This window comes from Photorhabdus sp. CRCIA-P01, from assembly GCF_003545805.1.
GTDB lineage: Bacteria > Pseudomonadota > Gammaproteobacteria > Enterobacterales > Enterobacteriaceae > Photorhabdus > Photorhabdus antumapuensis.
Window position 1 is genome coordinate 1 of record NZ_NMQR01000040.1, and the last position, 24,274, is coordinate 24,274.

A 24,274-nucleotide genomic window follows, 5' to 3' on the forward strand; every position below is an offset into this window, starting at 1 on the left:
ACCCGTCATCAGTGATTTCACACTACCCGCGACAGCCTGATTTTTACCCTCCAGATCATTCAGGGCATGCTGACAATAATTATCCCCAATAGCACAAGATGTAATAGCGGCTGCACCGTCAAAAAGGTAATCAGCGCCCACAAGAGCAAAGTCACCGGCATCATTGAGGGCGCCTAACACACTATTCACAGCCGTTGAAGTTTTACCTTCACCCAATTTTTCCCTAACCTGATTTTTCCACCATTCGGTACTTTGTTTGACTGACTCTCTGGCCTTGTCACCGGACAACGAGTTATTCTCAACGCTATCCGGCAGCCCCTGCTCCCAGTGCAGCCCTTGTATCTGCGCCCCTCCGGCGCCGGTGATCGATATCGTTTGTAACGAGGTCATCAGACGTTCACCGTGGTGTGTGGTGTGCAGGTTGATATCGGTAAAATAGCGCGTCTGTTGCCGTTTCAGCGTGTCACCTTGCCGCCAGAGGCTGAGTTTCCCGGTCCGCTGGTTGCCGCCGTCATAGCGATAGCTTTCACTGTTTTCATCATCCGGGCCACCATACAGACTCACCTGACGCAGTTCACCACGTCGCCCCCAGCGGAGTTGCTGCCCTGAGCTGAGCAGTAGCTGATTACCAGCGGGATCAAACAGTTCCCCGGCTTTTTCCGGCGTATCCGCCAGTGAACTGGCGATGGCGCGGTTGCTGTGGGCGCAGACGGTGATGTCGAGGGTGTAGTTATTATCGCTGGCGGGAGCGTGGTGGCGTATTTGCGTCAGATTGCCGCCCCGATCGTACTGGTAGCGGCGCTGATAGTTGGTGCAAACGCGATGATCGCCGGAGTGGGGGAGATAAACCGCCGGCAGCGACTGGCTTTGCCGACCGGCATTAGCCGCTTCGCGACCACTGGCGCTGACTAGCTGGTACAGGGTGTCATAGATCCAGACGGTTTTCGCTGCTACCTGTTGATTGCGCCAGAAGAGGGTTTCTTCCGCTTTGTTCTCCATGCTGACCGCATTGCCGGCCGGATCGTACTGATAACAGAGATCCTGCAGCAGCTTCTTGCCGGAGCCCTGTCCCTGTGGCCGCGTAACGCGCAGGTTAATTAGCCGCTGTGTTTCCGCTTCATACGCATAGGTGGAGACGATGCCGTTGCCATGCTCTTCCTGCACTAACTGTCCGGCAGGCGAATAGTGCGCGGATTTCACTATCGTCTGTTTTGTCGCGCCTTTGATGGTCAGGCTATTAGCGGACAGTAAACCGGCGACATCGTAGGTTGCCTCGCGGATATTGCCTTTGACGTCGCATTGGGTGATCACCTGATTCAGCGCGTTGGTGGTGCAGGTAGCGGTGAATTTTTCGGCCTGCAACCGCTGCAGCCAGGCGGATTCCGTTTCTCCTGCCCAGTCGGCTTCGGCGTCGTCGATCAGCCACTGGCGCGTGGTGGCGAGTGGTTGTCCGCTGAGGCTGATGGCGTCACTACTGACTCTCCCTGCGGTGTCATAGTGGTACCGCCAGTGACCGGCCAGATTCAGCCGTTTTTCCTCTGCGCTGCCGGTTGCCCAGATAAATCGCTCGGTGATGCGCGGCACATCGCCTTTGCCCTGTTCCTAAATGGTTAGCGGTCGGCCAGGCAATGTGGCGGCTTCATATTGCCAGCAGCGGGTTGTCCCTTGCGGGTTGATACTGAACAACGGGCGTCCCTCAATATCATTGAGCGCGATAGTAGTGCCGCTATCAACGCTGTCCACCCGCAGTGTTTGCCCGCTCAGCGAGGAGAAGTAACGAAAGTTGGCGGCCACCGTGGCGTCGTGCTGCCGCAGCTGTACCAGCCGGGGATCAATGCTCTGTTCCGCGTCGAGGCGGGCATTGAAAGTATGCAGCGTGATTCGTTGATCAACCTCGTCCGGTGTGTCGGGATGGCGATAATAGTTTATTTCGCGCACCATTTTGCCGTGGTTGCCCAATGCCCGAATCACCGGCGTCTGATGGTGAAGTTTCTGCCGGCTAAGCATGCTCTCTCCTCTTTCCACCTGATGCCGCGTCAGGTAATATCCAGCGTTGCTGTTGCCAGCCCGGGGGTTAAAAAAACAGGTTCGATTTTTTGGCTAATGTGCTGATTTTTTACGGTGAAGAACTCAATTTCTCCCGGATTGATCCCGTCATTACGGATGGCATATTGCACGCTGGCCGGATAACTGTGGGAATCGTAGAGTTTTTCTCCGCAGGCCAGCAGGAAATCGATTTTACTGTTCTGATTCTGCTGGTTTTTTTGCTGCTCACCAGTACTGAGACGTGTGTAGTCGAGGCAAATATTGATGCTGAACGGACACGCTTTAATGATGTCGTTAGCCAGCCAGGCGCCATACGCATCAGCAGAGCGATGCTCCGGGGCGCTGGTGCTGGTTTTTAAGACGGCAACAACCAGTGAATCTGCCAGTTTACAGGCAATAATATCGCCTGACTCGCCCACCTGTGAGCCAAAATCGACCCAGGAGGTATAACGTTTCGGCCACATGGATATCTCCGGCGCAGCAGGGCGATTGCCGGCGATCAGCGCGTAATTGAGGGCTTCATAGGTGCCTTTCTGCGCGGTTTCAACCAGCGTGGCCACCGTCCCGGCAAGGAGCACGATCTGACCATATTTATCGGCCGGGAATTTGTCGACGATTGCGCTGACCCGTGATGATAGCTGATCGAGGTAATAGTCGGTCAGACGGTGCAATTCGTCGGTCGTTTTCAGCGCATCCCAGCGGATATTCCAGAAAAATTCCGGCAGAGTGATCAGCAGAGGGGCTGAACCCTGTTTCGCCTGCAGTAGTGCGGTCAGCGCCTGTTCGGTTTCCGTCTGACGCCGCAGGAGATGTTGCTGCGCATAGTCGGTAATACTCTGCTGTGGATCCCGGTCAGGCAGATGGCGCTCGCGTTCACTGGTGATGGCACGTAGTGCGGCAACCTGAATATGCATTTTCGTCTCTCCTGATATGATAGTCATCGCTTACTGGTATAAGGGATGCAATGGCTGACCTTATGATTTACTGCTGCGGGCCGCTTCAACCTCACTCCAGGTATCGTTCTCATCTTCTGCGACGCTGAACCATGGGTAGTAGCTATTTCGTCGCAGATAGCCTTTGGCGGTATGCACTGCAGTTTCCCGTCCCAGCGGATCGTAATAGTGGATATCTGCATGACCACGGGTTCGCAAGGTGTTATCAGCAAGGTAGCACCAGTCATCAGCAAAAAAGGGTTGATAAACCCGTACCGGTAATCCCTTGTTGTTATATTCCACCCGGCCAGAGACCGCCCAGCGGGTCGGGGATGCGCTAGCGGGCTGGCCAGCGGTTGCCTGCTGCGGGTCGGATTCATAACGGGTCGCGGTCTGTAATTCACGCGCAAAACCATCGCAGAACGTCACCTGGGTGCGGATCTTCTGCGCTTTATCCGGATAGTTATCGGCCACCAGTAAGGCGTTATGGACAGGGATTCGGGTTACGGCCCGCAGTTTCGCCACCGTTGGTTTGCTTACCCGGCTATCGATCTGACCAGACAGCAGCTGTCGGTGGGCGACGGCACGGAGATAACCATCCGGGGTGAGCCAGCCCAGCGCGAGCAGTGTCTGCTGTTCGGCGGTGCTTAATGTGTCGGGGTGACCCATCCAGCTACAGAGATCCATCACGATACGGCTGGCAACCGGTTGTTTTTCTGGTATTTTGTCAAGAATCGCTGCCGGGGTGGCTGGCGGCAGGTTCGCTTTATCAACCGGCGTGAAGCCGATGTTTTTGCCGTTTTCGCTGCCATAAAAACTGGTGGCGATCACCCGGCCCAACGCATCCAGCGCGACAGCAGAAATGTTGTCGTTAATGTCGGTCAGCTGGCAGGGGGTGAGAAAACGATAATCATAGCGGGCCGAGGAGACATGGCCTGCGGCATCGGTAAGGGTAGTCAGGGCGCAGAAATAGCGATCCCAGCCATAGCGGGTTTCCCCGGACAGCAGGCTGGTGCGCGAGGTGCGGGGTAAGAAAAAGCCTTTCTCATCATGGCGCTGCGTGTAGCCCCGGCGAGCGACCCAGATCGATTCGTTCGTTTTGCCGGATCGTTTGCTGGTTTGCACATAGCCCGCGGCTTGCAGTTTCTTCGTGCGCTCTTCCCCTTCCCAGGTGCCATCAAAAGCGTGCAGGCACTGGTCATCAAACTCGGCGGTTTCCGTATACTTCACTAAGGCGGTCAGCTCTGGCGGTGTGGTTTCATACTCCAGCCGGGTCTGGCCGAGAAACGTGCGTGGCTGCTTAGCGTCTAACAGCCCGCCGGTGGCGGTCAGTGATTCAAAGCTCAGCCCGGCGGCAGGCAGCGACGACGCAGGGTACTGCAACGCATGCTGCCAGCTGCAGTCGGGCAGATGCAGACGCCAGCACTGCGGTTCGCTCAGATGATAAAACTGCGACTGTTGTTCATTGATGTGCAAGATAAATTGCTGGTCGTCGCGGGTGGCGTTCAGGGCCTTGGCAGGCAGTGACGGCGGATAGTCGCCCGAGACATCCGCCGAACGCCGGGGATAGAGAATCTCCGCGCTATGCGTGATGGCGCCAAAGGCATCCTGCTGCAGGCAGATGCTTTGTGTCACCCGGGGATCGCCGGCGATACGTTCGTAGTGGTAACTGAGCGTCTCCAGCTGGGCCGGATAAACCACCGGATAAACCTGATCGTCGCCGGGCCGGATCTGGCGCAGCTGATAACGAAAGAAGGTGATGCTGTAGGGGATGGCAGCGGCGGCGGAATGGTCGTCACCGTACAGCTCCTGACGAAGCAGCTGTCCCTGCAACGAACGCCAGAGCTGGTGTTGCACGGTGGCAGGGATCTGCTCTGTAAAGAGCGGAAGATCCGCTTTAGCGCCATCATCCCAGCGCGTTAAACGTGTGGCCTGCAAGTGGTAAGGCAGCCACAGCTTGCTGCTGGCGATCGCCGGTAATTTTTCGTCACTGACGCCGCCGGTGTGGTACCAGCTGCGGGTCACGGTCGGGCTACTGACGCTGCCATGGGCGCCGGTGGCACAGGCATTTTCATCGCTATCGCGCGATTCAACCATGGCAAAACCGCGAAACTCCCGCTCGATACCATCGTAGACGCCGCGCTGATAGCGGTAATTTTGTGTCAGGCGGTTGCCGGTGATCTCATCCTGGATTTGTACGTCGCTCAGGAGCTGGACCGGGAAAGGCAGGCGACAGACTGCCTGCGGGGAGGCTTGTTTCTCATCCAGCCAGAACTGCGCTGAACTGCGGTAGGTAAGCCGGGTATCCGCGCCCATATTGTTATTGATGCCTGCCAGCAGATACGGTTTATGTTCAGCGAAGGTGTAACGCCAGTGACGTACGGTCATGTAGGGTACACTCAGAATCAGGCTGGTGCTGCCACTGCCATCAATATCGACACAACGTAGCTGGCATAAGCGGTCATAATGCACCCCCGGTGGCAGAGGCAACACGATTTCTGCCGCGAAACGCTGGCCCGACTGATTACGGAAAATACGCAGCAGGTTAGTCTCGGCATAAATAATGTCGACCGCGCCACTGCCATCAATATCGGCCAGACAGATCTGTGCGGGATTAAAGGTCTGTTTATCCAGAGTCAGGCCGGTTAACACCAGCGGCTGGCCAAATTTTCCGTGGCCCATATTCGGCCAGCAGGTGACGGTATCGTGGCGGATGCTGATTAAGTGCTGTTGTCCCGATCCTAACACGTCGCTAAAGGCGACCAGTTCGGTGACGTCCCGTCCTGCTACCGGCAGGGTGATCCCATCGGCCTGGAGAACGGTTTCTGGCGCGGTAAAGTGATTACTCTGATTGGTATACAAACGTACACTTTTCGGGCCAATCAGCACCAGATCCTGCAAGCCACTGCCCAGTAAATCCGTTAACTCTGCTTGCGGATCGAGAAATTCCGCCGGCCAGGCGTTGAAAGGAATAAACGAGGACCAGCTCTGGTCACTGTTTAACGTAAAGTAGCCCGCCAGCCCCGGTTGTTGCACAATCCAGTCGAGCTGGCCATCGCCGGTCAGATCTATCAGTGCCATGCCGGCACCACTGTAGGCCGGTGTGGCAGGCATCTGCTGCATCGGGCCATAGATGATGCTGTCAGGTTGCCTGCCCCGCTGCGGAGCGCGATAACACCAGCCGTTGGTGGTGTGGTAAAGCAGCCCGGGTAGCCCTTCGCCATACAGATCGACCAGCTGCCAGTGATGTTGCCCGCTGATATCGGTATCAGACAGGGCGTCAAAGGGCTGCCACTGGCTGGTGGTTAGCGCAGACTGAAACGGGGTATAGCGAAAATCCAGCGGCGGGATGGCCAGTGGTTTACCCGTCGGCTCATAGCTGACCGAACGGACGGCGGTCAGCCGGGTTAATTCCGGGTTTTCATCATATTCTGCCAGCAGACGATTAATCAGCAACGGTTTCCCGCCGTTCAGCTCATCGAAGCAGTGAAACATCAGCACCTGGCGGCACAACAGGTTGATCTGACGAGCGAAACCATACTCATAGCGCCGAATAAGATCGGTCCTGGCCGCCGGTACGTTTTTTTCCGCCTGCCAGGCGGGGGGCTGCATCATGTCGCAGCTGCGTTCGCCATAATCGAACAGCAGGACAAATAACCATCCCTTGTCATCAGGCGGGGTATCCTGCCAGGCGGCGAGCGTGCGGGTGGCTTCACGGTTACCGTAACAGACCCGATCCAGCGCGGCGGTCTGGCACGCTTTGCGGTAGCAATAGCGGATTTGCTGGCCGTCAGGTGCTAACGACTCCTGTAGCCACCATTCGGCAACATGCTGCGGACAGGCGGGGTCGGCCAGCCGGGCCTGCGGATCTTTGCCCAGGCAGTGCAGTTCACCATTCGCGCTGTGCAGCAACCAGAATCCGGCGTCCTGTTCATTTTGTTGCCAGAATTCCAGGCGATGAAAGGCGCTCTCGGTGCGGGGATAGTAACGGGTAACGGTATAGCGGTGAGCCAGATCCTGTTCGCCATAGCGTTGGCATTGCCTGCTCTTGATCGCGCCTGCGGCATCACGTTCGGCGACCAGCTCTTCCCCCTCCGGACCGGTGAAACGATCTTCCGGGCCGTAGTGCGGTACTCCGTGCCGGGTTGAGCGGGTTACCCGCATCACGTTTACCCCCCAGCCATGGCCAAACACCCCGTTTTCTCCGCCGCTGGAGTAGTGCAGCGCTAACGGCGGGGCATAGCCCCGTCCGCGGGAGATCGGTAGCGGCAGGCTACACTCAGAAACGCCGAAACTGCCGACGGGTGCCAGCGTCTGTTTCATTCCCTGTAAGGCCCCCCCGCCTTTCGGCAGGGCCAGAGAAGAAGGGGCGGTTATCGTATCCGGTGGTGACTGATTCTCCATGGTAAACTCCTGCGGTGCCAGAGCAAAAAGCAGCTGCTGATAATTATGCTTTCGGTTCAAAACGCACGATAAAAACGCCCTCACGCGGCAGCGGTTGCGAGGTTAAAAAGTCGCCTTTATTGTCGTCATATTGTTGCCAGTTAGAAACCGGTAGTGAGGTTTCTTGCTGGCCGTCAAACAGTGTCAGACCGGAGGTCTCCCAGCTGTCGGGGTGCAGCGTGAAGATCGCTTTTGGCAGGGTGCCATCGATGGGCTGTAAACCGCCTTTGAGGTTGAGGCCCAGCGAGCCATCCTGATCCCGATAGGGCAATACGCTATTCCACTGCAGTGTGCACTGTGTTCTGCTGCAGTTAAGCAGTTTTACCTGCGGCGTATTCAGCGTGCTGGTCACCATCGGGAACGTGGTGGTCACCGTTTTACTTTCCGGCCAGTCAACCTGTTTCGTTACCTGAATGCGGGCGGTATAGTCCAGATGGGTGGGGACTGGCAGCGTGACGCTATAGTCTGCGCCCTTCACTACGCCTTTGATCCCTTTCGTCTGATCTTCTGGCGTATAAATATTCTGGCCGCGGGTCATCGCCACGCCATTCGGATGGCTACTGTCAATCCACTCCACTTTATTCCCTTCGACCGCGCCTGAAACCGGCACGGTGAGGGTCATCTGTTTTTTATCCTCATTAAGCTTCACCACGCGGCTATTCAGCGGCGGGACGTTAGGCGTGGCATCGTGCAGGTTCGGGACCGGTATGTTGATCGCTAATATATTACGTGGTTGATCAACCGGGTTCTGTATCACGCCCTGAGTCAGTGAGCAGTTGGTGCCAAACGGCACGGTCGGTCTGGCGGCCAGTGATACCGTCTTGTAACCACTGGTGGTGATGGTTTCCGGCGGAATGCGCAGCGGAATGCGCATCGTATAGTGGGTATCGGTAGTGAGCTTCAGTCGCACATATTCCGGTGTAACGTCCCACTGCCCCAGTGGACCGGGCGCAGGGGTGAGGAACCCTGCCAGTTCTCCGTTTTTATGGCCGTTCGCTGCTGGTATATGTGTATCCTTGTTGATCCAGTTTTCGCCCTCGCAAATGCGGAAGATGCCACCACTTTCATTGCCATTCGGTAAATTTTGTACCTGGGTGAGCGCTATCGACAGCGTGCCCTGCGGGCGAAAAACGTTTAACTCCGGGGCCTTGCGGGGGGTGAAGTCGTAATATTTATTGGCATTGTTATCCGCCGCATAGCCCGCCGCGGAAAAAAGCAATGCGCCAGTCGCCAGCCAGCCCGCTATTCCGTGGCGTAAAGGAAAATGATCAACGCATGACATAGATAACTCCTGATCGCTAAACCGGGCCGTGCGCCTCAATGGTGCGCACGGCAGTAACAAGTAAAGGCATCTGTCTGACATTTATGTGGGTTTATTCAGCTCCTGCAGTATCTTACCTGCCCGTTCCTTCCCGCCATCTTTCGCCCGATAGTGGAAGGTCAGGATGATATCGTTCAGTGATGTCAGCATCCGTTGTTGTAGCTCGCCTTTCGGGTTAGGAATGGTTAAGCACCATGTGCCCACCACGCCATTGCTCTCAAAGGGCCGGTACTTATCATCATTGAAATTGAGTACCACACCGTTATCTTCTAAGCCGCCGGAGAGCGCGATAGCCTGCTGCAGACGGTTGCTGGTGAGGATTTTTTTCGCTAGCGCTTTTCCGTCCTGCATCTGCTGATGAGTGACCGCCGGATCAATGGCGAAAAAGTTATCCTGTTGTGTCAGGATGGCGCAAACCTCTTCATGGGGACCGACCAGGCAAGGCAGGGTGACGGAAACCGCAAGCACCTGGCGCTGGTAGTGGCCGGGATAACGTTGTGCCAGCAGATCTTCCGTCACCGGAATGGTGATAGTCAGATCGGTTTTGCTGCTCTCGACTTTCAGGCCGGGATTGCCTGCTGCCTGCTGTACGGCTTTTTTCCACTGTTCTTCTACCGCTTTTTCCCGCTCTGCTCGCGAAGCCGCTGCTTTCTGGCTGGCATCGGTGGTGGCTCTCGCCGCTCTATCTCCGGCCTCTTTAATCGGGCCGGCGTTCTGCTGCAGCCAGACCGATTTCAGCGACACGGTGTGGCGAATTTCCAGCATCTGCTGTGTCTGACTCAGATAAGCTTTATCCATTTGTAACAGACCCAGCCGCAGATGTTCGCCGGACAACAGCCCGCGCTGCGCGTCGTTCCAGCCGCTGTTTTTAAAGAACTGCGAGCCGTCATCACTGTAATTGCCCACTTCGTATTGCCAGGCGGTTAGTGTCTGCTGACAAAGTCCGGCGGCGACGTCATACACCTGGTAATAGAGCGAAGAGAGTTGCCCCACCAGCCACTGGTAGAGCAGTTCGTTGGTAAAGCGGGTTGAGATAAAGGCCAGCTGCTGTTCAAACTGACCGATCTGCGCCTGCGACTGGGCCAGCTGGCGTTCCAGGTTCTCCTGTTGCCGGGTATCCACTTCAAGTTGCACGTTTAGCTGCTGCAGTGAGGCTTCGGTGTCAGCGCGCTGCTGCTTCCACTCGTCTCGCCGGTGACGATACATCTCCCGCGTCTCGATCTGCAGTGCATCGCCGTCTTTCGAGCTGGCCGCTGCCACTAACCCTTCGCCAATCGCCTGCGGAATCGCTCCCCAGTGCATGCCGCCATCGGCAAGACCGAAGACATTGGGTGCCAGATCCAGTGCGGCACCCGTTGCCCGCATCTCCGCGCTGCTGATGCCGAGGATTGAGGCTTCGCTGCGCAGTGACAGCGCCTGGCTTTCCTGATCGGAGATATCTTTTTCGATATAGCTGTCCAGCTCTCTCAGTTTCTGCTGCGCGGCATCGCGGGCGATAATCATACTTTGACGCGCCTGTTGATTCATTTGCAACGCCAGTTGCTGCTGACCAATGACAAAATTGCTCATCTCTTTTTGCTGGTTAATTAGCAGGCTCTGGTACTGCTGATCTTTCTGTGCACTGAGGTGCGACAGTAAGCTGGCACCAAACTGGATCAGCGTGTCTGCCGCCGCGTTTGCTCGCGCATACAGCGTGCTGTAGCGGAACACTGGCAGCGGCAGATTTTGCGGGGTATACATCGGCCGGGAGCCGGCAGTACCGCCCTGCGCACGTGCCGCCAGCAGTTGAGCAGGATCCAGTGGCGGATCGTACAGCGGCAGCGACATCGGGCTACCGTCCAGCGTCAGCCCGTTACGCAGATTGAACAACCGCTGCTGTAGTTTATCCACCAGATGCTGGTAAACATGGCTGCGGGGTAACGCAAACAGCGCGTCAGGGGTGCCCGACGAGGTCAGGGAATGGATGGCTGTTTCTACCGTCAGCGGCTTCCAAGCCGGTATCCGGCTGGGTTGTTCTCCGGCACCTAACAGGTGGGCGACCTTAAGATAGCTCTGGTACGCCTTATTGAAACCGTCACGGCTTTGACGGCGGTAATCACTGTCACCGCTATCCAGCAGGTTTTTCACATAGGCGAAGAAGGTCGCCCGCCGGTAAAACTCCGGCCGGACGCTGGCGATAATATCCGGATCGACCGGGCCGGTTGCCTGGTCGAGCGAAACATAGCTGTAAGAGGTGGTTAACAGCCGGCACTGCCAGACGGAAGAGAGGCTCTGTTCTTTATCGGTAAATACCGGGTGGAACAGATGATGCAACCACTCCTGTGCTTCTTCATAACGTCCGTCCTGGTTAAGTTTACAGGCGATTAATGCCGGGGCATGGTAGAACAGCTCCCAAAAGTAGAGCTGGTGAGCAATGTCCTGCTCCAGCGGCTGCGGTGCTTCACCCTGTGCGATAGGGGGCAGGGGATGATCCTGCATCGCGGCACGTAACACTGCCAGTGGGTTATAACGCGCGGTGCGCACCAGCGCCTGACCAAACTGAGTGTTTAAGCGGACATAACGTGTTGCGCCAGGGGCTGGTTCAGCTCGCTGATTCGCCAGAACGGGGGGAACATTTTCCGGTCTGGGGAGATCGAATCCCTCTCTGCCACTGCGCTGGAATTGCAGATCGGTAAAGGGCAGTCTGCCGCTGTCATAAGCGGACAACGGCGGTGCGTAATAACTCTGATTATTGAGCGCAGCCTTTTTCGGCGTCGATTTTAATTGATCGTTATTGATGGCAACGGTGAGCGTGGGGATCAGTGACCCCTCTTTGTCAACGTTTACCGGTATCAGTAACTCACCGCTAATATTGCTGTGCGGGTTGATCACGGTTTGCGCGTAGACCGTCGATTTGCCGGAGATATACAGGCCATAATCCTGCTCGCTTATTGTGGTCTCCGGGGTGGCTTTTGTCTGTTCAGCCTGCTCTTTGCTCAGTAAAGGTAAGTTGGTGGATAATTCACTTTTCTTGTCGACGGAAACGCTGGACGGCAAAGTAAAGCGTAATCGCGGCCCGGGAGTGGCGTTATTTACCGCTTCATCAAGCTGATGCTGAAGGGTTTCGATATTCATGGTGAAGGCAATACGGTAGTCGAAACTGCTACCCACTGTTAGCGGCGTACCTGCCGGGATCTCCGTGCCATCTTTTTTAACCGCCACGATGCTCACCGAACATCGCGGATAGAGGTGCCTCATGGTGAGCGCATTCGCCTTCACTTCAGAGCCAGCCGCGGGTTTGACGGAAAAGACCGCTTGTCCGGGGTCATTTTCGTCCTTATGGGGAATCGCCACCAGCGTTACGTCCAGCTGATAGCGCTCTCCCTGTTTCAGCTTGATCTGCTGAGCGATTTTTAATCCGGTCTCTTTTATCTCCGTCGCTTTTAAACTTGCCGGTGCATCGGTGGTGGACCCCTGCGGTAATAGCCGCACGCCCTGGATGGCGCCGTTTTGCCAGGAAAGTTTTGCCGGTAGTGCAAGCGATATCTCGCTGACGGTGGTCTCTTTTAGCGCTTCAATCAGCAGCGTCAGCTGAACGTTGTCGCCAAGGTAGCCGCTGATCTCTTTTTTTACCTTAGGATCATCCACCACCTGTTGCTGACTACTGCTGGCACTGATCGCCAAGGTGTTTTGGCTGTCTTTCGCGTCCGGAAGCATCGGCTCACTGCGTTTGCGCCAGACATCCGTTGTCGCCGGACCATACTGCACTTCTGCCTGCAGGGAGTCAGTAAACTGACTCTCTGTTGCTAACGCCAGCGGTAGCGGCAGTAGCACAGGCTGGGTAAGCCTGACGTTATCAAGCAGTTTTAGTAAATCTGTTTTTGCCGGTTTGTTTGTTTCCAGAAACGCCCTGACCAGTTTTATGCCGTCCAGCCAGCCAGGTTCATCCTGTCTGGTTTTTTCTAACGCCGTTAACAGAGTGGTAGCGTTGGCGGCAATGTTAATCCCTGCCGGCAGCTTTAGCGATGCGCTCAGCGGTGTCTGCGAGGAGGGGGGGGCTATCTGCAATACGGTCAACACCACTTTTGAACGAAGCTGGGATGAGGTAATCGCGCGCAGTGCGGAGCTGCGGTTAAGCACGCTGGTATCGCCGCCAAAGTACCAGTCCCACTCAATGGCCGGTGAATGCGCGTGTTCAATCAGCGGCTGCTCCAGCATCACCCGACGGGCAGAGTAGTTATCTGCTATGGTCAGGGTCGCCAGTGGCAGAATGTTACCGATAGCGTTGAGCACCCGCACCGGTAATGTCAGGCTCACCGTCCGCTGGCCCCGTGGCAGGGTGAGCGTCAGGGTGCCGTTGTCTTTTATCTGTGCGCCAGCCGGTACGGCCATGCCTGGTGCCCACTGATAAGCGGCATTGAGCGCGACCTCAATATTGACCGGCTGGTCGGTCTTCGACCCCAGTTTGATGTCTGCCTGAAGGGTGACCGTATCGCCTACGGCAGCATGTCCGGGCGTACAGCGGGAAACGATCGCCGCATCTGACAGGGTTGGAATTTCACAGGGGATAAGGCCGTACAGCGACGTGTCATTTTTTAAACCATCCAGCTGGAAGCGCAGTCCGTAATCCGCCACGTCGGCCATCGCGTTGGCGGTCCAGGGCAGAGCGAAAAAGAGATGACTATAGCTGTCCAGCCAGCTTTTGAGCTCATTGTCATTTACCAGTGCCAGCTTATTGCTTTGCGGCGATGAGGCAATGTGTTTATTGCTCAGCGGGATCTCTTCTGCCTGATGGCTGGACTGATTCAGTGCGATAATATGGCCGCCCGCGGTTGACGACAGATTTAGCATGGTTTGCACGCTGATACTGAATGTCTTCGACTTAGCGGTATCGATAGCGCTGGTGGCAACCTTCAGCAGCAGATAGTGACAGCCCGGTGACTGTAAACGATAGCTGCGGTTTAACTGATAAGGCTGTTTGCTGGTCAGGAAGGTCGGGGTGATCCATCCCCAGTCGGCGCTGGTGAACAGCGTGGTGCGGGACAAATCCTGCAGATCCTCATCCAGCTCTTGCTGGCTGATAATACGCAGCCCGGCGTTCTGTAGCGTGGTTAACTTGTTCTCTTCCTGTGTTTTGTGCACCAGATAAAATTTAAAGGCGACCGGGGAAAACACCGGCCGTGTCTGGATTGCGGTCTGGCAGGTGTGGCTGAATTGCTGCGCTGCGTCGGTAACCGGAATGGCGGTAAACAGATAAACGGGTTCCGTCGCGACAATTTTTTTCGGTGTCTCCAGCTGAACCAGCGCGCCCTGTTGGGATATCTGTGCGGCAGCGACGCCCTCCGGCAGCGTTGTTCTTTCTGACAATGCCTTACTGATGGATTTATTATCCACTTTCGTCACCAGCCACACGGCAGATGATTTTTTTACCTGATCTATCGGTATATCGTAGTTCCACTGCGAAAGCCCTTCGCCGTTCTGACCCTTAACGAGGGTCACCGGCATCCAGGCATCCTGTTGCTGCAGCGGAGCAGGCTTGATGTTGGCAATGTTTTTGTCATCAATGATCAGCGCACTATAGACACCGGCAATAGTGGTGGTTGTCTGATGTATCTCTGCGTCGATCCGGCCGTGAATGATCTGCCCCTGGGTATTGAGCGGGTCAGATGGCGCAATATCGTTAATAGTCAGATACTGTGTTCCCTGCTGATTTTCCCTGATTTCTGCCGCCAGCTCGGTCAGCGGCTTGTGCAATACGGTCAGCTGACCGCTCTCAATCCAGGCGTTATCCGCCGGCAGCGTACTGACGATATCGCTGGCTGATTTTGCCACCATCACTACCCCGTGCCGCGTTTCTCCGCTATCGAGGTAAGGGTCAGGATAGAGGGTAAAGAGCGACAAGGTGCTCTGCGGTGATGTCAGCACCTGACGAACCGTTCTCCCCTTCACGGACAAGAAATGCACCAGTTTGGCATCTGACGGCAAGTGCTGCCACTGCTCCGTGGTTAACGTCAGCACCGAGTCTGTCCGGTAGCCACCACGTCCGGCCTGGCTGACGTCTTTATCGGAGACCTTCAGCTCTAACGCCAGCTGCGTGCCAAAGATTCGCTCGCTGCGGCTTTCCAGCCGACGCTGGTTAAACAGCCAGTTTTCCGGGATGCAGGGCGTTAACACCCGGGTGTGATAGAGGCCTCGTTGTTCCAGCTTAGACGGTGTATACGCCGGCGTATTGAGGTAGGCGTTATTCACTATCTCGGTCATGGTGGTCAGCAGCTTGCTGCTTTTATTATCTCTGATGTCTTTGACGGCATTGATATCCATGCCCTCATACTTTGCTTGCGCGCTCAGCTTTTCCCAGCGAGGCATCGGCAGCAGTTCCGTCAGATCCTCATCAAACAGCCAGACTTTACTGTTGGCGTTAGTCTGTTCAGGATCGGAGTAGGTGCTGTGTAGTGCCACCACCAGCAGATCGCTGTCTACTGTCTGATTGGTAAAGGCCAGTGAGGGATCTTCTTTGCTCACCTGTTTAATGGATTTCAGATTCGTTTCTGCGATCTCACGGGGGAGGACAAACGCGGTCAGATGGGGCAGCGGGTCGATATACGATGTGTTTGCTAGCGTCTGTCTAGCGACAGGCTGCCCCTTATAGAGTTCAATCGGCGTACTCCAGTCACCGTTAATGCGCTGATAAACCAGCGAGATGACATGCTGATACATTTTTTCCGCGACGGTGGACTTCTTGTCCGCTGACGGTGTGCTTTGCGTCAGGGTTCGCGTTTCCACCCAGAGAAAACTCACTCTGCCGGCAAATATCAGCAGCCGGGCCTGCAGCGGCATCCAGCTGCGATCCTTCATGGTGTTGCGGTAGTTATTCCACTCCGCCCCTGGCGGGGCCTGGGTCAGCACGTTTTGCGTGGTGGGCAGGGTAATCTTCTGCCAGCTACTCCACAGCCGCAGGCCGGAGTCATCTTTCCCCCAGCGACGATAGTAGTAGCTAAACGGCGCATGCGGGCTACGACCCAGGAAGTAAATAGTACTCTGCGTACTGCTCATGCCATCCTGATAAGCGCCGATGGTGGAGAGATTCACCACCTGCTCAAACTGCGTTAGGTAGGCAGATAACGCGTCATTAATACTGTCACGGTCAAGGCGTGCCTGCGACAGACGGTTTTCAAGCTCGCGGAATGGCGGGGTTTTTTTCTGCCGGGAAAGGGGATTGATATATTGATCGGGATGCCAGCGTAGCTGCTGGTTGGCGGCCCAGATGGCGTAGTAGCGATCGTTATCGTGCCAGTTTTTCAGCTCACCTTTGGTCATATACCATTGCGGATCGCGGCCATCGGCGATGCTCTGCAGGTAAGCCTGCACGCTGGCCGTTGCCTCGGCAATCCGCGTGGTGGGTACTTTAGCGGTGATTTCCGGGTCAATCAGCAACCTGTCCGCCACGTCAGCCGTGGTGGGTTCATGCTCCTGCCAGGAGTTTTCCTGGTGTTTATCTTCATCGGCAATGGTCAGACGACGACACTGTGATTTATAGGCTGTCAGCAGTGCACGATTGCGTTTTTCGCCCAGCCGGGCGACCAGCGCGCTGCTGTCCGACTCCGCTTTGTTGCCACCGCGTAAGCTAAAGGCGAAGTACTCATTCCAGTTCTGCCGATCGAGATGATTTTGTGAGATAAACCAGAGCAGATCGCTCACGCCCCAGCCACTGGCACGGGCAAACGCCGCCATGCGCTGTAGCCGATGGTGGGCGGCAAGGGTGTAGTGCTCACCGAGGATGGCACTGACGGTGTTGATATCGGTTTCCTCACCCTTCGCCAGCCGCGCCTGCCAGTCCCTTGCCGCTGACAGCAGCACCGGTCTTAAACGCTCGTCGCCTGTTGCCAGGTCGATAAAATCATGTAACAACAGCAGCTGTTGCCATAAAGGCAGCGTGGTATCGATCGATAGCTTCCCGTTACGCCACGGCGTTAGCGCCACTTCATCAAGATGGGCGTTGCTCAGCACGCTGGCGGCCAGCAACAGCGGTTTGAGATTGGCTGTGCTGTCGTTGACCAGTGGATCGAGTAACGTGGCATAGTTAAACAGCAGCGACCAGGCAACGCCGGGTTCCAGATGAAATTGCTGACTCATCAGGGTGACCAGCGGAGCAAGCGGCTGGCCGGCGCTGGCTTTTTGCTGTTCACTGGTGGCTTTTTTCAGATCGCTAATCGCCTCGCCCGGTTTTTTATTCAGGCCTGAAGCCTGCCAGAGCCCGATAAAGGCATCCTGAAAGGTTTTGGTTTTTTCCGGGTTACCCTGCAAGGGGGCGATAAAGGCACTGAGGTCGCGCGTGTGCTGCCGGCCCCAGCGTACTGCTTCATCAAGGGTGATCAGCAGGTCAATACTGTCACGTTTATCCGCGGTGGGTGTAATCACCGGCTGCGCCAGTAGCGCCAGGCTTTCCTTATACACCGGCTGGCAGATCTGTTCGATCATCAGTAACAGGGTGTCTGCGCTGACAGCGAAGGCTTTTGCCAGCAGCAGAGGACGGTAAAGCGCGGTTATCCCTTCCAGACTACGGGTGACGGTATAGTCTGCCTGATCCTTATAGGTGGCGATCAACATGTTGAGCGTATCAACCGTGGTGTTGAATGCGGTCGCCAGCAGGGTGAAGTCTGCTGCTGAAAATTTATCCGCTCCGGCTAACGGCAAGGTGGGCAGTTTCTCACTCCCTGCCAGCGGAGTATTGCCGGCAGTCAGCAGGCGATCGAGCAGAGACGTTTTTCCTGCGGTAGCCGCATAAGGCATCGGGCCGAACAGCGCTGCCACCTGTTCGGCATCCAGTTTATGGGCCTGATGATAACGCTGATACACACCCAGCGCGCGCAGTGTGCCGGCAGTGATATCCGGGGCGTTTTTCTCCGCCCCGATGGCGTTTTGCAGCAGGCTGTCGAGCTGACCGTAAGGAAGCCCGCTGACCTGTTGCAGACGAATGAGTTTTTGCAGCCGATCGAGCTGGAAAGGGGTGGTGCTGAGTTCCTCTTCCTGGATGTTGCCGGGTTGCCGGCCGGCTAACCAGGCACCGGTTCCCCACAGGAAGCGGGCACCATAAATTCCGCCATTGATCGGCAGGTGCTCCTTGTCCCAGCTGATCCAGGGTGATAAGACGGGGGCAGATTCCCCGCTGGCAAAGGCATCCTGCAGCTGTTGCCGGTTAATCCCGGCGGCCTGGCACAGCATATCGACCGGTATTGCCATATTTGCGGCGGTGACACTGCCGATTTCTGCACCCAGCACGCTGGTCAGCTGCTTCTGCTCAGCGTCAAAGGCGTCCAGAGCGGCCCGGCGTGAGGTGACGTTTCTTCCCACCAAAATACCCACCAGAAGATGACGCGGCTCCAGCGCTTTTCCCTCTGACTTCGCCTGCACCGTTAACTGCGCGGTGGCGCGGTATATCTGATTATCGTTTGCGTGGCCGTCAATGGTGGCTTTTTGCAGGCTACAGCTATCGGGGCTGCCGCGGTGTGTGGCGAAGGCCAGCTTCAGTTTGATGCTTTGTAGCGGCGTGCTGGTGGTATAGCACTGGATAGTTTCCGGAGGAGTCACCTGAAGATCGGTAATGTTGCGCCCAGGCCAGAGTTGTGCCAGCGTTAGCAAATGCTCATCTGCCGGTTGCCCTTGCTGATCAATCAGTAAGAACAGTTGCGGGTACTCCTGCGCGCCTGCATTGTTATTCAGTGGACGGGTAAGCTGCTCCTGTAAACCAGCGCTGAGCTTGCTCCACGCCAGCGCCGCAGCGGACTTATCGTCGTACTGGCGGTAATGCTTTGTCAGCGTACTCCATGCATCGCCCCGGGTCAGCGATGCTTCATCCAGCACCAGATCGATGCGTGTATCAGCGACGTCAAATGGCAGACTGAGCGGCCAGGGGCAGAATGCCAGCCAGCGATCAATATCCGGCTGTCTGGTTAATGTTTTCAGGGCATTTTGTAAGATCTCAGCGGCAAGTTCACTGGTCGGTAACGCACGTTTAAACGTATCGTCGCTAAGCAATAGCGTGCTGAGATCGGGTCGCCTGGCAAGTAACGTCTTCAATGCTGAATTATCCTGACGGCGCATGCGACAAAGCAGGGTCAGTAAATACATCAGATAGCTCACCGGTGAATCCAGCGACTGTAAACTGCCCGGAGGGGCAAAACGGGTCTGATCGTCGAAAAACAGACGTTCATACAGGGGTTGCCGGTAGCGCGCCAGCTGTGCTTTTTGTTGCGCATCGGGTTTTTCTGCTAACGGTGCATGCGCACCGGAGGCGGAGTAGAAAACCGGCGCATTGGATGTGGTGGTGTCTGACGAGAAAGGAACCGCGGGGGACAGACTCTGCGCTGCACCCTCACTGCTGCGCAGATGTTGATCGGCCAGCGTGACAAAATCTTTTGCCTGTTGATAGATGGCGATAGCATTACCGTTTAACAGCGGATCGTATTGCTGATAGAAGCGCGTGGCTTCAAGGCTGAGAATGTCGTAAATACTGCTGAATCCTAAGCTGATCAATACTTTTCTGGTATCACCATCAAATGGAAAACGGGCGAAATCTTTGGTGATCGCTGACATCATATTTTGCCTCAGTGTTGTTCGGTGTGTTCCGGCTGGCAGCGACAGGTTGTGCCAGCCGGGCAGATACGTTAGTTAAACTCGAAGGTTCCCTTAGCCGGCAGCGCTTTACCCGCCTCGAACAGGCTCTGTTCTTCCGGCTTATTGCCGTGTGGCCGGGTAAAGCGGGGTAGCGTACTTTTGTTACTAAATGACTGAATATCGGTCCATGTGCCGTTGCTTTCGAGATCCTGCAAGCTCTCTTGCAGCTTCTGACGGGCCTCTTCCGGTTCCATCGCCATGATGCCGCCCTTCTTGTTGCCTGTTAGTTGCTTATCTGTGTTGTTCAGCGCGTTGTAACTTAACAGTGCTGCGCCGGAAACATAGGGCAACGGGGCTTTCCAGCGGAAGGTACAGTTCAGATTAGTGTCATTTTCCAGAGTACAGCTCAGCTGACGTGGGTCGCCTAACGCCGGCCCGGCCAGCAGGACATTGTGCGTACTAAGTTGTGCCTTCAGTGAATAGTTCGCCTCTGCCGGCATGGGGAGGGGCTGTTCGCTGGTAAAGCGGGCAATATCACCCTGTTTGTCTTTAAAGCGCAGCGGGATGGTGCTGCTGCCGGTTTGCAGGGTGACGGAATCGCTCTGCTGACCATTTTTCACCGCCACAGTAATATTCATCTTATTGCCGTCGATGATGGTCTGATCTTTAGCATCGAGAGGCAGAATGGCGATATCTCCGCGGGCGATTTTCTCCACGCGTTTATTTTCGGTGGTGGTGCTATTCTTGCTGACAATGCGTGCGCGGGTATCCTGACCGATGATCTTGTCATTTTGGGACATGGTCAGCGTCACCGGAGATGGCGAGGCACTGATGTCATGATCCACCATCACCGGAACGCTCAGCGAGTAGCTGCCGTCGGGTTTCAGCAGGAAGTGGTCCTGCAAAATGTCGCTATGTTGTTTACCATCCCAGCTGTTATTCACCTCGCTGTTACAGGCTTTGCCGTCATTGCAGAACAGCTGAATGGGGTATTTCGCGGCGCGTTGTAGCCCCGGTGGCAGGGTGATGTTCATCGCCGTTGCCTGAATGCCCTCTTTTGTCGCCAGCTTGTCAGCAGTGAGACGACTGTTGAAATTCACTTTCAGCGTTAGTGGTTCTTTTTGACCCGGAGAGAAGGCCAGTGGCTCGCTGTTATTTATCTCCATGTGGTAGGCCTCTTTTGCCGGGTAGAGATCCGGCCCCAGCTCAATGGTGAATTTGCCGGGTTGTAAGGCGGGTTCTTTAACCACATCGACGTTATCTCCGGCAAAGCTGCCCAGCGCTTCTATAGTGGCAAAAGTACGGGCGGGATCGTGAGAGCTTCGTGTGACGGTAAGGGGTATCTTCAGTGTGCTGCTCTGGTCATGTTCCAGTGCGGCGCTACTGCCGCTGGTCATAAATGCCTTGTTTGTGTGGCCATCCCAGTCTTTATTTTTGGTGTCTGGCTGACCAGCTACCTCCAGCGTGCCAGTACCCGCCTTATCCGCGTCTAAGTTGTTATCCAGCGTCACTGTTAATGCGGTGAGTTTCCCTTTGTAGCGGTTATTCAGTTTACCGTTAGTACGCCCTTGCAGGGTGTAACTGGCAGGAACGGTAAACCGGCTACCGTGGTGATAGACCTTGTCTGTCAGCGATCCCTCTTCAGGAGAAAACTTGCCCTCCAGACTGAGTAGCGGGGTGATGGTGATTTGTTTATCAGCCAGTGTGTAGTTGCTGCTGAAGATCCCTTCACGGTTGCTACCCGTCATATGGACCATCGCCGTGGTGGTTTCCATCAGATTGCTGTTGGCTTGTAACCGCCAGTTACCTTGCTGATCGATGGTGGACAGGTCAGCCCGACAGCCATCACTGCCATTACTTTTCCAGCCTGAAAGGCACTGGTTACTTTGCAGATTACTGTCGGTGGTGGTTTGCGCTAGCGCATCAGGAAAATCACCGTTGCCCGTCGCGGGGCGACCGATTAATCGTGCGCTGGTGGTCAGCGTAAAGGTCTTACCTGGGCGCAGTTTGTCATCTTTTTTGTCATCAAGTGAAATCTCGCCGAACTGACCAGAGAAATCGCTGCGTTTGGCAATGCGTGGCCCGTAACGTGTGATGGTGAAACCGTGCTGAATGGGGATATCTTTAACCGGATAGTAGTGATAATCACTGTCTGGATTACTGCCTATATTGCAGGTGCCTTTGTAATCACGAGAATCGCCGTAACGTTGGTAATTGCCATCCTTGCTATCAGCGTGGGAGCTGTGTAGATCAGATGAATCAAGCTGGATAGACTGAGACAAGCTATTGTTGTATTTGCTGTAAGTGTAGGTTCTGCCGTTGATATCGCAGGTATCAAAAGGCATTAGTGTGTCGAAATGATCGGTGGTTACTCCAATGTAATAGCGGGTGTTACGTCCCCAGTCTGCATACTGGTCGGCGGCGGTAGTACTGTGATCGGTGCTGCTACTGGTACTCAGCGTAAAACGTGGCACGCCGGGTTGTGCCTTATTGCGGTGAATTTTTAGTTTCTCCTGGATAAGGTGGGTATATTTTTGATTGGTTTTACTGGTCAGGGCACAGGTGGCCGTTAAATTCAACTCAATTTCCGGGCGCAAAAGGAGTGTATTCAGGATTGCATTATGATTATTGTCAGTCTGTACTTTAAACTTCTTTTGTTTGCTGTCATATACAATGGATTGATCAACAGCCTTAATATCACGTTCATTTCCGTCAAGATAATATTCACAGTTTTTCACTTGATTGAATTGAGCAGTTTCATTCAGTATGGCAGGCGTTATTCTTAGCGATTTAGTTGTGTATAGTGGATAATAGGTGTTGTCATTTGTCCTGGAGACAGGACGATCGCTGGTAGTATCGATAGCATTAAATGATAATTTAGAAACCGATCTAGGTTTTATCTCAAAGTAGTAGTCGTACTTGTTTGAATTATTTTCACAGATCCTGTCATTATCATACGTAGGAGTAGGGTGAAAGTTTTCACGCATGTTGTTAAAAATCGCTTGCAACATATCTTGCAGGTTGGAAAAACTACGGGCATCTACACCTTGATGACAAAATCTTATTAAATATTTTCCTGTTTGATTGAACTTAAAAGATACAGGAGGGTTATGTCCACTAAAACGATCGGCTGTTCCTTGAGGGTCATCTATAAATCCGGAGTTGAACTGCTGTAAATTCTTATTGCAAAACTTGTTATTACCATGAAGCGTGCCGAGTACTCCCATGACTAACACATTATTATTATCGAGATCGTGACGGTAAAGTGTTACATATTCATTCTCTTCGATTTGCCAGTTACTGGTGTACACCCATAGATTATCTTTAATCTCTTGCCCTACATCAAACTGGCACGTGGATTTAATATCCTTATCCTTAGTGGTACAATTCCTTAAATCACTATCATTTCCCTCGCCGAATTTAACGAAAGCCCCGGAGACCTCACCTGCAGTGAGTATACTTATTGATAACAAAAGTAAACTTACAATTGATCGAATGTTCATATTTTCTCCGCTTAAGTTCCATCGCGCAATATATTATTGTTGACTTATCAAAATAATTTTGTCGCTTATCCCCAGTGATGCAGCCGCTTTAGCGACCCTGTAGTCCTGCTCAGTCATCAGGGAGACGACTTCCTTTTTAAACTCAGGGGTAAATTTTCATTTCTGGTTCACTAAACACCTCCATTTTGGATGTAAGTTTAGTGCCCTGATTATTCGACCACATCAATAAGGTTAGGTGGTCTTTTTGTAGTGGTCAAGTAATGCTGGCCACGGTTTTACAGTAAGAACGGTATCTGTTCTCTGATTCTTCCGGCGTCAGCCCCCCGTTGTAATGATGAGGTCTGACGCTATTGTAGTAATTCAGGATATAACCGCGGCGTTGGTGCACGGATAGGGTTCGTTTGTACCTCCCCTTACCCACCGTAATTCAGACGGATCTCACCTGCTTACGGACAGAATGGGGGCGGGCTACCGACAGCAGTCGATTCAGTACCGCCACACCGATGACAGCCTCCGTCTTCTGAGCCGCAAAACCCCGGGCACGCAGCCGGGAACCGATGAGGGTTTTCCAGCAGGCCATCATCGTTTCCGCTAACGCCCGTTTTCCATACCCCACGGCCTTCTGCCACGCCAGCCGTCCCTTATCCTGTATCGTGGCCAGGTGCCGGTCACGCTGCCCCGGCGGGTCGGTGCTTTCCTCTGGCACTGCAGTTGAGCGCGGTGGGATGGCGACAGTGATGTTTTCACCATGACCGGCAATGACGCTGTACGTGGGGCGACCATCGTAAGCTCCGTCAGCCGTGACCTGCGTGTCTGTGCCGTCAGTCTGGCTGAGCAATGGCCTCACCTGCGACGGGTCATCGGTATGTGAGTCAGTCAGGGTATAAGCCACGATGCTGAAGTTATCCGCATCCACGGCCAGATGGAGCTTACGCCAGTCGCGCCGGGCGCGGACACCGTGCTTTTCCTCCAGCCACTGGCCGGCGCCGTAAACTTTCAATCCGGTGCTGTCGATAAGGATATGAAGCTTGCCTTCAGCGGGGATGCGCGGGAGAGGCGGTAAAGTGGTGGCTCGTCTGCTGACCGTGGTGTGGTCAGGTACCGTAAGGGGCAGATTCATCAGACTGATGACGGATGCCATGAGACCTTCAGCCTGGCGCAGGGGTATCCGGAAGGCGGTGCGCAGCATCAGGCAGGTCTGGATGGCGGGCCTGGCCGCCGGGCGTGGTGCGGGCGGAAGCCTTCCACAGGGCAATGGCCTCCGGGGTGAGCCAGAGCGTCAGACTGCCACGTTGTTTAAGGCCATTTTCGTACTCAGGCCAGTTGGTGACGGTGAATTTGGCTTTGGGAATATGATGACGCTTTCCGGCGTTATGTTTATGTGGCATGGGTTCGTATCCGTGGAAATCCACAACCACAATGACATAACTTAGCCA

General features: G+C 54.8%; 7 protein-coding genes and 4 pseudogenes. 1 reads left to right on the plus strand and 10 read right to left on the minus strand.

The genetic code is table 11. The features are described 5' to 3' along the window. Positions 1-1,200, minus strand: a pseudogene (locus D3222_RS25125) (RHS repeat protein); the annotation flags it as partial. Between the two features lie 246 nt (positions 1,201-1,446). Between D3222_RS25125 and D3222_RS25130 the strand changes: the two are divergent. Continuing rightward, positions 1,447-1,614 (plus strand): hypothetical protein, encoded by a 168-nt coding sequence (locus D3222_RS25130; protein ID WP_157975366.1) that lies wholly within the window; start codon positions 1,447-1,449, stop codon positions 1,612-1,614. Here the strand turns inward: D3222_RS25130 and D3222_RS18785 are convergent. From D3222_RS18785 to D3222_RS18815, 9 genes and pseudogenes are all read right to left on the minus strand, one after another. Further along, positions 1,603-2,007, minus strand: coding sequence for a hypothetical protein (locus tag D3222_RS18785; RefSeq protein WP_118987510.1), 405 nt, complete (start codon positions 2,005-2,007; stop codon positions 1,603-1,605). The genes D3222_RS25130 and D3222_RS18785 overlap by 12 nt on opposite strands. 29 nt (positions 2,008-2,036) lie before the next feature. After that, the gene (locus D3222_RS18790) at positions 2,037-2,960 is read right to left on the minus strand and encodes a hypothetical protein (protein WP_118987511.1); all 924 of its coding nucleotides are present in this window, start codon (positions 2,958-2,960) and stop codon (positions 2,037-2,039) included. Positions 2,961-3,020: 60 nt separating this feature from the next. Beyond that, positions 3,021-7,382, minus strand: coding sequence for a SpvB/TcaC N-terminal domain-containing protein (locus D3222_RS18795; protein ID WP_118987512.1), 4,362 nt, complete (start codon positions 7,380-7,382; stop codon positions 3,021-3,023). A gap of 43 nt (positions 7,383-7,425) precedes the next feature. Then, entirely contained in the window at positions 7,426-8,703 is a 1,278-nt protein-coding gene (locus tag D3222_RS18800; RefSeq protein WP_118987513.1) for a hypothetical protein, read from the minus strand. 81 nt (positions 8,704-8,784) lie between these two features. After that, complete coding sequence (locus tag D3222_RS18805; RefSeq protein WP_198672867.1) at positions 8,785-19,314, minus strand: Tc toxin subunit A; 10,530 nt, start codon at positions 19,312-19,314, stop codon at positions 8,785-8,787. Between the two features lie 71 nt (positions 19,315-19,385). Next, positions 19,386-22,838: a hypothetical protein gene (locus D3222_RS18810; RefSeq protein ID WP_118987515.1), complete on the minus strand. Its 3,453-nt coding sequence runs from the start codon at positions 22,836-22,838 to the stop codon at positions 19,386-19,388. A gap of 33 nt (positions 22,839-22,871) precedes the next feature. Then, positions 22,872-22,982: pseudogene (locus D3222_RS26820) on the minus strand (hypothetical protein); the annotation flags it as partial. A 109-nt stretch (positions 22,983-23,091) separates the two neighbouring features. Then, a pseudogene (locus D3222_RS26825) lies at positions 23,092-23,220 on the minus strand (IS3 family transposase); the annotation flags it as partial. A gap of 45 nt (positions 23,221-23,265) precedes the next feature. Then, a pseudogene (locus D3222_RS18815) lies at positions 23,266-24,226 on the minus strand (IS5 family transposase). Between the last annotated feature and the right edge of the window lie 48 nt (positions 24,227-24,274).